10 protein-coding genes are annotated in these 13,015 nt (G+C 75.5%); 1 reads left to right on the top strand and 9 read right to left on the bottom strand.

Annotation, left to right across the window (positions count from 1 at the left end):
- Positions 1–30 precede the first annotated feature (30 nt).
- The 3 genes from FBY24_RS07580 to FBY24_RS07570 all read right to left on the bottom strand — a co-directional run bounded on the left by FBY24_RS07580 (position 31) and on the right by FBY24_RS07570 (position 5,075).
- Positions 31–2,115, bottom strand: coding sequence for a PhoX family phosphatase (locus tag FBY24_RS07580; RefSeq protein WP_142159459.1), 2,085 nt, complete (start codon positions 2,113–2,115; stop codon positions 31–33).
- 149 nt (positions 2,116–2,264) lie between these two features.
- Positions 2,265–4,364, bottom strand: a complete 2,100-nt coding sequence (locus tag FBY24_RS07575) for a cytochrome c oxidase assembly protein (RefSeq protein ID WP_142159457.1) — start codon at positions 4,362–4,364, stop codon at positions 2,265–2,267.
- Positions 4,365–4,391: 27 nt separating this feature from the next.
- Positions 4,392–5,075, bottom strand: coding sequence for a copper resistance CopC family protein (locus tag FBY24_RS07570; RefSeq protein ID WP_160158458.1), 684 nt, complete (start codon positions 5,073–5,075; stop codon positions 4,392–4,394).
- 198 nt (positions 5,076–5,273) lie between these two features.
- On the opposite strand from FBY24_RS07570, the gene FBY24_RS07565 reads away from it, so the two are divergent.
- Positions 5,274–6,146: a helix-turn-helix domain-containing protein gene (locus FBY24_RS07565; RefSeq protein WP_142159453.1), complete on the top strand. Its 873-nt coding sequence runs from the start codon at positions 5,274–5,276 to the stop codon at positions 6,144–6,146.
- Positions 6,147–6,205: 59 nt separating this feature from the next.
- Here FBY24_RS07565 and FBY24_RS07560 read toward each other — a convergent pair whose 3' ends face one another.
- From FBY24_RS07560 to FBY24_RS07535, 6 genes are all read right to left on the bottom strand, one after another.
- Positions 6,206–7,738 (bottom strand): dihydrolipoamide acetyltransferase family protein, encoded by a 1,533-nt coding sequence (locus FBY24_RS07560; RefSeq protein WP_142159451.1) that lies wholly within the window; start codon positions 7,736–7,738, stop codon positions 6,206–6,208.
- A gap of 54 nt (positions 7,739–7,792) precedes the next feature.
- Entirely contained in the window at positions 7,793–8,854 is a 1,062-nt protein-coding gene (locus FBY24_RS07555; protein WP_222117217.1) for an alpha-ketoacid dehydrogenase subunit beta, read from the bottom strand.
- Positions 8,851–10,011 (bottom strand): pyruvate dehydrogenase (acetyl-transferring) E1 component subunit alpha, encoded by a 1,161-nt coding sequence (gene pdhA / locus FBY24_RS07550; protein WP_142159449.1) that lies wholly within the window; start codon positions 10,009–10,011, stop codon positions 8,851–8,853. The genes FBY24_RS07555 and pdhA overlap by 4 nt, the downstream gene beginning before the upstream one ends.
- A 227-nt stretch (positions 10,012–10,238) precedes the next feature.
- On the bottom strand, positions 10,239–11,306 hold the full coding sequence (hisC, locus tag FBY24_RS07545) for a histidinol-phosphate transaminase (RefSeq protein ID WP_142159447.1): 1,068 nt from the start codon (positions 11,304–11,306) through the stop codon (positions 10,239–10,241).
- A 71-nt stretch (positions 11,307–11,377) separates the two neighbouring features.
- Positions 11,378–12,592 carry a glutathionylspermidine synthase family protein gene (locus tag FBY24_RS07540; RefSeq protein ID WP_142159445.1) on the bottom strand — a complete coding sequence of 405 codons (1,215 nt, stop codon included), beginning with the start codon at positions 12,590–12,592 and terminating at the stop codon, positions 11,378–11,380.
- A 1-nt stretch (position 12,593) separates the two neighbouring features.
- Positions 12,594–12,965, bottom strand: a complete 372-nt coding sequence (locus FBY24_RS07535; protein ID WP_142159443.1) for a tRNA-dihydrouridine synthase — start codon at positions 12,963–12,965, stop codon at positions 12,594–12,596.
- Between the last annotated feature and the right edge of the window lie 50 nt (positions 12,966–13,015).

The raw sequence follows: 13,015 nt of genomic DNA, 5'->3' as shown, positions 1-13,015 counted from the left end.
TCGGCCCAGCGCAGGACGCGGCCCGGGCGGTCAGTCCTTCCAGACCTGCACGACGCTCGGGCGCGGCCCGCCCCAGCGTCCGCGGGCGAGCGTCCCGGGTGCGACGTAGTCGGGGAAGTACGACTGCTGCGCCGCCCACGACCCGTCCTCGCCCGGGTGCTGCACGGCCACGTAGACCATGTCCTGCCGGTCCCGGACCACCGGCCCGCAGGTCTCCGCCCCGCGCGGGACGGCGAGGAACTGCTGCACGTGCCCGCGCTCGCGGCCCGTGAGCGGCACCTTGAACAGGCCGTCGCAGTACCCGATGGTGCCGGGCTGCCCGTCGGTCGAGATCCACAGGTTGCCCGTGGAGTCGAACGCGACGTTGTCCGGGCAGGAGATCGGCGAGACCTTCTCCGGCGGGAAGCCCGCGAAGTACGTGTTCTGCGTCGTCGCGGGGTCGCCGCAGACGAGCAGGATGCTCCAGCCGAAGCGCGTCGACGTCGCGTCGTTGCGGTACTCGGTGATCTCCACGACGTGGCCGTACCGGTTCTGCACCCGCGGGTTGGGCTCGGTGGCGCCCTCCTTGCCCGCGGCGCCCCGGTCGGTGTTGTTGGTGCAGGCGATGTAGATGCGCCCCGTCGCCGGGTTGGGCTCCACGTCCTCGGGGCGGTCCATCTTGGTGGCGCCCACGGCGTCGGCGGCCAGGCGCGTGTGCACCAGGACCTGGTCCGTGGTGAAGCCCGGGACCTTGCTCACGCCGTCGACGACGAGCGGGATCCACTCGCCCGTGCCGTCGAACTGCCCGTCCGAGGGCAGGGTGCCGGTGCCGTCGAGCTCGGCCGCCGGCGAGTCGCCGGTGAACCGTGCGACGTAGAGGGTGCCCGCCGAGAGCAGGCGCTTGTTGTGCTCGCGGTGGCGCGCCCCCTCCTTGTAGCGCTCCTTGGAGACGAACTTGTAGACGTAGTCGAAGCGCTCGTCGTCGCCCATGTACGCCACCACGTGCCCCGTGCGGCCCACGATGACGTTGGCACCCTCGTGCTTGAACCGGCCGAGCGCCGTGTGCTTCACGGGCGTGCTGGTGGGGTCCTGCGGGTCGACCTCGACGATCCACCCGAAGCGGTTCGGCTCGTTCTCGTAGCCCGGCGTGCGCGCGTCGAACCGGGGCTCGACCTGCTCCCAGCCGCGCGTGGTGGCACGGTCGGCCAGCCCGTACCGGCGGTCCGCGGCGCTGGTGCCCGCGGTGCGGAAGTACTGGTTGAAGTTCTCCTCGCCCGACAGCACCGTGCCCCAGGGGGTGGTGCCGCCGGCGCAGTTGTTCAGCGTGCCCACGGGCGTGGTGCCCGCCGGGTCGTCGACCGTGCGCAGCAGGGGCGAGCCCGCCGCGGGTCCGGAGAACGCGAACGGCGTGCTCACGGTGATCCGCCGGTTCTGCCGGGCACCGACCCGGTACGACCACGGCTCGCCGGTGCGCGAGCGCTGCAGCGCCACCACGGACAGGCCGTGCGCGGCCATGCCGACGCGCCGCTGCCGCTCGACCTCGGCCGGCGTCGTCGCCGGCGGGAACATGAGGTTCTCGTTGGTGTACTCGTGGTTGACCACGAGCAGGCCCGTGCGCCCGCCGCGGTCCTCGAGCACGTCGACGTAGTCGCAGTTGTAGCCGAGCTGGCGCGCGGCCTGCTCAGGCGTGACCGTGGCGGGGTCGAACGCGTCGCGCGTCGAGAACAGCGGGTCGCCCCAGCGCACGATCGGGCGCCACCGGTACCCCGACGGCACCGTGAACGCGTCGGTCGCCGCAGGCTGGGGGGCGATCGGCCGGAACGGCAGGCGACCCCCGCGGGAGTCGTGGGCGGCGGCGGGCAGAGGGTCGCCGACGGTGCTGCCGATGACGAGGGCGGCACCGGCGACGGCCGCGCCGGCGAGCACGGCGCGGCGCGAGAGCGCGGCGTCGACGACGTCGCGGAAGTACGGGTTGCCGGACGTGTTCGGCACGGGCTGGGAGCACGCGTCGCCGCACTTGAGGTGGCAGGTGACGGGCGACCGCTTGCCCCGGGCGTGCCCGGCCATGGGCAGCAGGGGCAGGAGCGAGCGGCGGGCGACGCCGGGGGCGGCGTCGCGGTCGTCGAGGGTGGTCATGGGTGCCTCTCTCCACGGTGCGAGTGGGGGAGCACCAGCGTGGCAACCGGACGATCCGGGCGGGACCACGCACGATGAGCACCGGGTGAACGCCCGACGAACTCTCCCGCCGCGGGACGCAGGTCCCTCGACCGGGTGAGCCGTGCCGGTCAGCGCGTCGGGCCGGCGTCGCGGTCGGCGAGGCCCGCGAGCATCGCGTTGTACTCGTCGAGCTCGGTGTCGCCGTCCCGGTCGACCCGGCGGTCGCGGCGCCGCGCCACCCGCTCGTCGTCCTTCGTCCACTGCACCGCCACGACGATCGCGAGCGCGACCGTCGGGATCTCCCCGATCCCCCACGCGACGGACCCGCCGACCTGCTGGTCCCGCAGGGCGGAGTCGCCCCACGGGCGGCCCATGAGCCCGAACCAGTCCGCGACGAGCAGCGACTCCCCGCCGACGAGCGCGACGCCGAAGAACGCGTGGAACGCCATGGTCGCGAACAGCAGCAGCAGCCGCATCGGGAACGCGGGGCGGGTCGGGCCGGGGTCGACGCCGACGAGGGCGTTGACGAACAGGTACCCGGCGAGCGAGAAGTGCACGATCATCGCCAGGTGCCCGACCTCGGTGCGCAGCGCCCACTCGAACACGCCCGAGTAGTAGAAGACGACCATCGAGCCGGCGAAGTTCACGGCCGCGACCACCGGGTGGGCGAGGAACGTGCCCCACCGGGAGTGCACGAGCACGAGGATCCACTCGCGCGGCCCCCGCGAGACGTCGTCGCGCACCTGCGCGGACCGGGCCGGCAGCGCGCGCAGCGCCAGCGTCACGGGCGCCGACAGCGCCACGAAGATCGGCACGACCATGGCGAGGACCATGTGCTGCACCATGTGCGCGCTGAACAGCACGTGCCCGTACATCGCCGGCCCGCCGGACGTCGTCCACACGAACGTCAGCATCGCGACGACCCAGGACGCCGTGCGGCCCCACGGCCACGCGTCGCCGCGGCGGCGCAGCCGGTGCACCCAGCGCAGGTAGACCACGAGCCCCGCGGCCGCCGCGGACGCGGTCAGCACGTCCCACCGCCACTGCAGCACCCACTGCGCGAGGTCCGGCTCCGGCGGCAGCGGGTGGCCCGTCACCAGCACGGCCGGCGAGGTGTCGGCCAGCGGCTCGTCCGGCACGGGCGGCGCCGTGGACCCGAGGGCCACCGCCACGCCCGAGACGGCACCCATGACGGCGACCTCGACGAGCACGAGCCGCCACAGCAGCCACCGGCCCGCGGGCGCGACCTGCGCCAGCCGCGGCACGGTGCGGCGGCGGTGCGCGAGCCCGAGCAGCGCGAGCACCACGAACAGCGCCACCTTGACCAGCAGCAGCAGCCCGTACGTCGTCGTCAGGCCGTCCCAGCCGCCGAGGCGGACGACGCCGTTCACGACGCCCGACAGCGCGACGCCCGCGACGCACCAGCCCGCCACCACCGAGTACCGGGCCACGGCGGGCGCGACGTCGGTGCCCAGCCGGCCGCCGAGCACCGCGAGCGCGGCGAGCGCGCCGATCCACACCGCGGCGCCGACCAGGTGCAGCACCATCGACTGGGTCGCGACCTCGTGGCTCGCAGCCCCGGCGGCGTGGCCCGTCTGGGCCTGCTGCCACAGCGCCACCAGCACGAGCACGGCCGCCCACGCCGCGCCCGTGGGGGTGGCGACGAGCAGCGCGACGACCGTGACGACGGCCGCGAGCGCGACGACGGACAGCAGGGTGCGGCCCAGGTCGATCTGCGTGACGAACAGCGCGAGCTCGTCGCCGAACGTCGGCGACGTCGGCGACCGGCCCGCGACGGACGCGTACGTGAGCACGAGCTGCACGAGCGCGAGGACCGTCCAGGTGCCGGCTGCCGCGGCGGCGAGCACGAGGCTGCGCGCGTACGCACCGCCGTCGGCCGGGGCGAAGGACCCGTCGGGCCGGGGGCGGGTGCCGCCGCGCACCGGGGCGGTGGACGCCGCGCGGCGCGGCAGCAGGCAGACGGCGAGGACGAGCGCCCCGAGCGTCAGGGACGCCGCGAGCTCGGCGAGGGTCTCGACGACGGGCAGGCCCCACCGGACGACGGCACCGGGGTCGCCGACCACGGTGGGCGCGGCGGCCCCCGTGTACGTCAGGCCGAGGACTACCGCGACCGCGCCGGCGACGGGCAGCAGGACGAGCGCGCGCGTCCGGACCGACGCCGCGGCGCGCACGTCGGCGGGTGCGGTCGTCGTGCTCGCTGCCTCCACCCGGTCAGCGTAGGCGGGCACGGGCCGTCAGCGGTCCCCGTCGCCGGCCGTCGCGCCGCCACGGGCCGCGGACGTGCGGCGGCGGGCGGCCACGACGGCGACCGCTGCGGCCACGACGACGGCGGCGGCACCGGCGGCCCACAGCCACGCGGGCGTCCCGGAGGTGGCGACGTCCCGCTCGGCGGGGGCCGCGGTCTGCGCGGCGGTCGGTGCCGGGGTCGAGGCGTCCGTGGGCGTGGCCGCCGGCGGCGTCGTCGGCCCGGGCGTCGGGGTGGCCGTCTGCTCGATCGTCGGCTCCGGCTCGCCCGTCCCCTCGGCGGCGGTGAACGCGAAAGCACCGCTGATGGGGTGGCCGTCGGCCGAGGTCACGCGCCACGCCACCTGGTACTCGCCCGCGGGCCGCTCGTCGGCGAGGATCTGCACGACGTCGTTCTCGGCGACCTGCACAGGCCCCTCGCTGACGACCGTGCCGTCGGGCGCGGTGACGACGACCTCGGAGCCCAGCTCGATCGCGGGCTGGTCGAACGTCAGCGTGACCCGGTCAGGCGCCGCCGGGACGGTCGCGCCGTCGGCGGGGTCGCTGCCCCGCAGCGCGTTGTGCGCGGACGCGGGCGGCGTGCCGACGAGCATGAGCAGCACGGTCGCGAGCGCGGCGAGGACCGCGGCACGCACGACGGGCGCGCGGTGCGGGTGCAGGGCGGAGGAGCGCATGTGACCTTCCCGGGCCGGCGCCTCGTGCACCGCCCCGACCATCCCACCACCCCGGGCGGCGCCAGGCCCAGCGGCGGGCGTGCGACGTCGGACACGCGGGGCGGACTCGCGGCCGGACGACCGGACCGGCACCGGAAAGGTCGGGCCGCACGACGTGCACCGGCCGACGATGGACGTGTCACGGGAAGGAGGACCACGGTGCTGGAGAGGTTCAACGCCGCGCTCGACCTGGTCGAGGAGGCGGTGCGGGCGGGCGAGCCGGTGGACGTCGCCGCGGTGAGCCGACGGGCGGGGACGAGCGAGCACCACTTCCGCCGCACGTTCTCGTCGCTGGCCGGGTTCCCGATCGGGGAGTACGCGCGGCGACGGCGCATGACCCTGGCGGCCGCGGACGTGCTCGCCGGGGGGCGCCCCCTGCTCGACGTCGCGGTGCGCCACGGGTACGGCTCGACGGAGGCGTTCAGCCGGGCGTTCCGTGCCGTCCACGGCGTGGGGGCCGGGGAGGCCCGGCGCACCCGTCCACCCCTGGTCTCCCAGCCCCGGGTCTCCTTCCACCTCACCGTCGAAGGGAGCAGCAGCATGGAGTACCGCATCATCGACAAGCCCGAGCTGCGGGTCGTGGGCCTGCGGGCCCGCATCCCCCTGGTGCACCGGGGGCGCAACGCCGCGATGGAGGACTTCGTCGACGGCATCGCGCCCGCGGTCGCCGCCCGGATCGAGGCGCTGTCGGACCAGGAGCCCGCCGGCGTCGTGTCCGTGACGGACGTGCGGGACGGGCCGCGCGAGGAGGGCACCGAGCTGGACTACTGGCACGCGGCCGTCACGTCGGCGCCCGCGCCGGCGGACCTGGAAGAGCTGCGCGTGCCGGCGGGCGCCTGGCTCGTGCTGAGCGCCCGCCGCAGCACCTACCCGGAGGGGCTGCAGCAGATGTGGCTCGACGCCTACGCCGGCTGGTTCCCGGCCAACCCGTGGCGCACCCGCCCCGGGCCGGAGCTGCTGCGGACGCAGTGGCACGACGACGGCACCGCCGACGCCGAGCTCTGGCTGCCCGTCGAGCCGGAGCCGGCCTGACCCGTCCGGCAGCTTGCGCGCGCCCGGCCCACGACGGGCCGGGCGTGCGCGGGACGGGCTCAGCCCCAGACGAGCGCCTGGGCCGGGTCGGCCAGGACGGCCGCGATGTCGGCGAGCAGGCGCGAGCCGAGGGCGCCGTCGACGAGCCGGTGGTCGAAGCTCAGCGCCAGCTGCGTGACGTGGCGCGGCTTGACCTTGCCCTTGTGCACCCACGGCTGCTGCCGGATCGCCCCGAACGCGAGGATCGCGGCCTCGCCGGGGTTGAGGATCGGGGTGCCGGTGTCGATGCCGAACACGCCGACGTTCGTGATCGTGATCGTGCCGTCGGACATGTCCGCCGGGGACGTGCGCCCGGCACGCGCGGTGGCGGTGAGCTCGCCGAGCGCCGTCGCCAGGCCCAGCAGGTCGAGGCGGTGCGCGTCCTTGATGTTCGGCACCACGAGGCCCCGCGGGGTGGCCGCCGCGATGCCGAGGTTCACGTAGTGCTTGTAGACGATCTCCTGCGCGGCCTCGTCCCAGGACGCGTTGATCTCCGGGTGCCGGTCCACGGCCAGCAGCAGCGCCTTCGCGGCGATCAGCAGCGGGGTGACGCGCACGTCGGCGAACTCCCGGTCGGTGCGCAGCCGCTCGACGAGCTTCATCGTCCGCGTCACGTCGACCGTGTGGAACACCGTCACGTGCGGGGCGCTGAAGGCGCTCGACACCATGGCCTCGGCGGTGCGCTTGCGCACCGACTTCACCGGGACGCGCGTCTGGCGTCCGTCGGGCGTGACGGAGCCGCTGGCGAGCCACGGCTCGTCGCCCGGGTAGGTCGCGAGCTCGCGCGCCCCCGCGCGGGCGGTGTGCGCGAGCACGTCCTCGCGCGTGACGATCCCGCCGGGGCCCGTGCCGGCGACCGAGTCGAGGTCGACCCCGAGGTCGCGGGCCAGCTTGCGGACCGGCGGCTTGGCCAGCGCGTGCGTCGGCACCCCTGTCCGGCCGCCCGTCACGGCGGGCGCGGGGGCGACGGGGGCCGGCGCGGCGGGCGCCGGTGCGACGGGTGCGGGTGCCGGGGTCGCCGTCGGGCGGGCTGCGGCGGGTGCCGCGGCCCGGGCGGGTGCGGGAGCAGGTGCCGACGTCGCCGCGGGGACCGTGCGCCGACGGCGGGCCGTGCCGGCGTCCGCCGTGCCGTAGCCCACGAGCACCGCGCCCGAGCCGCCGTCGGCGTCGCGGGCCTCGTGCACCTCGTCGGCGCCGCCGGGCTCCTCGGACGCCCGGCTGGGGTGCGGCTGGTGCGCGCGCACGCCGTCCCCCGCGCCCGGCGCACCGGCCGCGGACGCCGGGTCGCCGGCGGCGGGGGCGCCCGTCGGGTCGACGTCGATCTCGATGATCGGGGTGCCGACGTCGACGGTCGTGCCGACCTCGACGAGGATCCGGCTGACCACGCCCGTCCACGGGGACGGCAGGTCGACCAGCGACTTCGCGGTCTCGATCTCGACGATCGTCTGGTTCACCTCGACCGCGTCGCCGACCTGCACGTGCCACGTGACGATGTCGGCCTCGGTGAGGCCCTCACCGGCGTCGGGGAGCGGGAACTGCTGGTACGTGGGCACGGTCGGGTCCTCCTCGGTGCTGCGCGGGCTGCCGCGCGGGGTGCGGGCGGCCGCTCAGAACGCGAGCGCGCGGTCCACGGCGTCGAGCACGCGGTCCAGGCCGGGCAGGTAGTCGTGCTCGATCTTGGCGACCGGGTACGGCGTGTGGAACCCGCCGACCCGCAGCACGGGCGCCTGCAGGTGGAAGAAGCACTCCTCGGTGATGCGCGCCGCGACCTCGGCACCCGTGCCGTACAGCACCGGGGCCTCGTGCACGACGACGCAGCGGCCGGTGCGCTGCACGGACGCCGCGACGGTCGCCGTGTCCAGCGGCGAGATCGTGCGCAGGTCGATCACCTCGACGCTGCGCCCCTCGGCGGCGGCGGCCTCGGCGGCACGCAGCGCGGTCGCGACCGTGGGGCCGTGCGCGACGAGCGTGACGTCCGTGCCGGTGCGCACGACACGCGCGTGGTCGAGGTCGCCGGGGCCGCCGTGCGGGGTGGGCAGCGCGGCGTCGAGGTCGACGTCGCCCTTCTCCCAGTAGCGGCCCTTCGGCTCGAGGAAGATGACGGGGTCGGGCGACGCGATGGCCTGCTGGATCATCGTGAACGCGTCGGCCGGGGTGGACGGGCTGACCACGCGCAGGCCGGCGGTGTGCGCGAACAGCGCCTCCGGGGACTCGCTGTGGTGCTCGACCGCGCCGATGCCGCCGCCGAACGGGATGCGGATGACCACGGGCAGCTGCAGGCGGCCGCGGGAGCGGTAGTGCATCTTGGCCAGCTGGGTGGTGATCTGGTCGAACGCGGGGAACACGAACCCGTCGAACTGGATCTCCACCACCGGGCGGTACCCGCGCAGCGCGAGGCCGATCGCGGTGCCGACGATCCCGGACTCCGCGAGCGGGGTGTCGACCACGCGGTCCTCGCCGAACTGCGCCTGCAGCCCGTCGGTCACGCGGAACACCCCGCCGAGGCGGCCGATGTCCTCGCCCATGAGCAGCACGCGCGGGTCGTCCGCCAGGGCACGGGCCATGCCGAGGTTGAGGGCCTTCGCCATGGGCAGGCGCTGCACGCCCGTCGGCGCCGCGGGCGGCTCGGCGGGGGTGGCCGGGGTGGTGCGCTCGCTCGTGACCGTCATCGGTGGCCTCCTGCGGGGGTCTGGCCGGCGTCGGTGAACGACGCCTCGTACCGGGCGAACCACTCGCGCTCGGCGTCCACGACGCCGTGCCGGGTGGCGTACACGTGGTCGAACATGCTGGCCGCGGACGGGCGGCCCATGGCGCGCACCGTGTCGCGCACGTGCGCACCGAACGCGTCGGCCTCGCCCGCGAGCTCGGCCTGGAACACCTCGGGCAGCTCGCCGACCGACTCCAGGTGCACCCGCAGGCGCTCGATGGGGTCACGGCGGCGCCAGTGCTCCTCCTCCTCGCGCGAGCGGTACCGCGTCGGGTCGTCCGACGTCGTGTGCGCGCCCATGCGGTAGGTGAACGCCTCGACGAACGTCGGACCGCCGCCGGAGCGGGCCCGCTCGAGCGCCTGCCGCGTCACCGCGTACGTCGCGACCACGTCGTTGCCGTCGACCCGCACCGAGGGGACGCCGAACCCGGGGGCCCGGTCCGCGATCGGCACGCGCGACTGCTTCGTCGTCGGCTCGGAGATCGCCCACTGGTTGTTCTGGCAGAACAGCACGACGGGCGCCTGGTTCACCGACGCGAAGACGAGGGCCTCGCTGACGTCGCCCTGCGCGGTCGCGCCGTCGCCGAAGTACGCGACGACCGCGGTGTCGCGGTCCGGGTCGCCCGTGCCGACGAGCCCGTCGCGCTGCACGCCCATGGCGTAGCCCGTCGCGTGCAGGGCGTGGGAGCCGATCACGAGGGTGAACAGGTGGAAGTTGTGCTCCGCGGGGTCCCAGCCGCCGTGGTCGATGCCGCGGAACAGGCGCAGCACGTCCGTCATCTCCAGGCCGCGGGCCTGCGCGACGCCGTGCTCGCGGTAGCTGGGGAACACGTGGTCCTGCGGGGCCAGCGCGTGGCCGGAGCCGGTCTGCGCGGCCTCCTGCCCCAGGCACTGCGCGTACAGCGCGAGCTCGCCCTGCCGCTGGAGCGACGTGGCCTCGGTGTCGAACCGGCGCGTCAGCACCATGTCGCGGTACATCGCCCGCAGGCGGTCCGCGTCCAGGTCGGCCGCGTACGCGTCGTACTCGGGGTGCGAGACGCGCTCGCCGGTGGGGGTGAGCAGCTGGACGAGGCCCTCGTCGGTGAGGGGCCCGCCGGTGCGCGGTCCGGGCTGGGTCACGCGGTCCTCCTTCGCTGGCGCCGGGGGCGGGACCGGGTGCGGTCCGGGTGGCCGGGAGCGGCGCGACCGTGGTGGGGTCGCGCCGCCGGGTCCGCCGACCGGTCGGGCCGGCGAACCTACGTCAGCGTAGGCTACGGCACCGTAGGTTAGGCAAGGCCCTCCCCCACAACCCGCTCCGGACCCCGGTTGTGGAGACCCCACACCGCCGCGCGCCCCGGCGCACGCCCTCAGCGCGGGGCGTGCTCCCCGGCGACCTCGAGGAACAGGTCGGTCGCCTCCTTCTCCCCCACGGAGACGCGCACGCCGTCGCCGGCGAACGGCCGCACCAGCACCCCGGCGCGGGCGCAGCGCTCCGCGAACGACGACGCGTGGTCGCCCAGCGCCAGCCACACGAAGTTGGCCTGCGAGTCCGGCACGGTCCAGCCCTGCGCGCGCAGCCCGTCGATCATGCGCGAGCGCTCGGCGACGATCGCCTCGACCCGGGTCAGCAGCTCACCCTCGGCGCGCAGCGACGCCAGCGCCGCGAGCTGCGCGACGTGCGAGACCCCGAACGGCGTCGACGCCGCACGGATGCCCGCCGCCAGGCGCGGGCGGGCCACCGCGTACCCGACCCGCAGGCCCGCGAGCCCGTAGGCCTTGGAGAAGGTGCGCAGCAGCACCGTGTTGGGGTGGTCGGCGTGCACCGCGAGCGCGTCGGGCGCCGCGGCGTCGCGCACGAACTCCACGTACGCCTCGTCCAGCACGACGAGCACGTCACCGGGCACGCGGGCGAGGAAGGCGCGCAGCTCGTCGTCGTGCACGGCCGGGCCGGTCGGGTTGTTGGGGGTGCAGACCAGCACGGCGCGCGTGCGGGGCGTGATCGCGTCGGCCATCGCCTCGAGGTCGAGACGCCCGTCGGGGCGCACCGGCACGCGCACGCCCGTGGCGCCGACCAGGGAGATCGCGATGGGGTAGGCCTCGAACGAGCGCCACGGCAGGACGACCTCGTCGCCGGCCCCGCACACCGCCTGGAGCACGTGCCCGAGCACGGCGACGGACCCGCAGCCGGCGACGACGCCCGCGGCGGGCACGCCGAGGCGCTCGGCGACCTGCTCGACGAGCTCGGTGGCGTACATGTCCGGGTACCGGTTGACGTCGACGGCGGCGTCAGCGATCGCGGCGACGACCGACGGCAGCGGCGGGTACGGGTTCTCGTTGGACGAGAGCTTGTAGGCCGCCGCCCCCACGGGCACCCGGGCACCGGGGACGTAGGCGGGCAGGTCGGCGACGGCAGGGCGGAGGGGGACGCGGGCCACGGCGCCAGCATGCCACCCGGTCCCGCACCCCTCCCGGACCGTCCGTCCCCATGCTCATCGCCCGGGCGGCCTCAGGGCCTGGGCGCGTCCGCGTCGAGCCAGGCGGTGCGCTGGGCGTCGGTCGGGGCCGGCGTGTCGACGACGTGGGGCACGAAGCGCGCGTACCAGTCGGTGACCCAGCCGTCGGACTCGCGTACGCCGATGCCCGCGGCGTGGTCGCCGACCACCCACGAACCGATCACCGCCTTGTGCCCGTCGAGGTCCGGCAGCGGGTTCCACGCCTGGTAGCACAGCCCCTCGCCGCCGTAGGTGCCGGGGGTGGTCAGCTCGACGCCGGGTGCGTGCACGCGGATCGCGTCGCCCTCGCGGCCGTGCAGCGGCTTGGCGACCCACGCGGTCAGCGGACCGGGGTCGTCGAGGTACGCGGGCAGCAGGTGCGGGTGCCCGGGGTACAGGTGCCACAGCGCCGCGAGCAGCGCCTTGTTCGAGACGACGACCTTCCACAGCGGCTCGACCCACCGCACGCCGTCGGGGTCGGCCATGACGTGCGCGCCGAATGGCTCGCGCAGCATGTTCTCCCAGGGGTAGAGCTTGAAGCAGGTGTCGATGCGCTCCCCCGCGAGGTCGACGAGCTCGTCGTGGTCGTGGTCGAGCCCGATCTCGTCGACCCGCAGCCCGACCGTGCGCAGCCCGGCCTGCTGCGCCGTGTCCATCAGGTACGCGGCGGTCGCCCACTCCTCGTAGGCGGTGTCGTGGTCGACGTGGGCCACGTGGACGCGGTCGCCGGGCAGCCGCGGCGCCAGCTGGGCCCAGCGGCGCACGAGCCGCTCGTGCACGGAGTTGAGCTGGTCCCGGTCGGGGTGGGTGTCCATCAGCCAGAACCACTGCACGACCGCGGACTCGACCAGACCGGTCGGCGTGTCGGCGTTGTACTCGAGCAGCTTGGCGGGGCCGGTGCCGTCGAACGCGAGGTCGAACCGGCCGTACAGGTGCACGGGCTCCGCGGCGAGGCTGTCGCGCACCAGGGCGAAGGTGCCGTCGGGCAGCCCAAGGTCGCCCATGGCGCCGGTGGCGAGGAACGCGGCTGCCTCACGGCTCATGGCGTGCAGCTCCTCGGTGGCCCGTTCGAGGTGGTCGGCCTCGTCGGAGGAGATGACGTAGCAGGAGTCCTCGGACCAGTAGGGCACCGTGCCGCCGCCGGGCAGCGGGGTGTCGGGGTACGTCAGGCCCTGGGCGCCGACGAGGTCGCGGTACCCCGGTCGCGGGGTGCTGGGCAGTCGCTGCACGTCAGCCGCCGACGTGCGAGGACGTGCCGCCGAACCCGCCGCGGGACACGCTGCCGCCCTTGACGGACGTCTCCCCGCCCGCCGAGACGCCGCCGCGGACGGCGGTCCGGTCGGACGGGACGGTCGTGGTGCCGCCGCTGACGGCCTCGCCGACGGGCGGCGCGCTCGCCCCGCGCGGCAGGTAGTACCAGCCGTGCGTGCCGCCGGTGTAGCCCGCGTCGTCGTCGTCGCAGTCCGCGTCGTCGAGCCGGGTGCCCGACGCCTTCTCCACGCACACCCCCTGGTAGTCGCTCGTCGAGGAGCACCCGCTGAGGACGAGGGCGAGGGCGGCGCTGACGCCGAGGACGACGGTGGAGGACCTGCGGGTGGGCACGGCGCAGGGTACCGAGACGCGCGCCCCCAGGTCAGCGGTCGTGCGCAGTG

This window comes from Cellulomonas sp. SLBN-39 (assembly GCF_006715865.1).
GTDB lineage: Bacteria > Actinomycetota > Actinomycetes > Actinomycetales > Cellulomonadaceae > Cellulomonas.
Note: the sequence above shows the minus strand (reverse complement) of the source record. Positions and strands in the feature narration are given on the sequence as shown.

Bases quoted from the DNA above. Each gene is read 5' to 3' on its own strand.
- FBY24_RS07580 (WP_142159459.1), bottom strand. From the start codon at position 2,115: ATGACCACCCTCGACGACCGCGACGCCGCCCCCGGCGTCGCCCGCCGC.
- FBY24_RS07570 (WP_160158458.1), bottom strand. From the start codon at position 5,075: ATGCGCTCCTCCGCCCTGCACCCGCACCGCGCGCCCGTCGTGCGTGCC.
- FBY24_RS07555 (WP_222117217.1), bottom strand. From the start codon at position 8,854: ATGACGGTCACGAGCGAGCGCACCACCCCGGCCACCCCCGCCGAGCCG.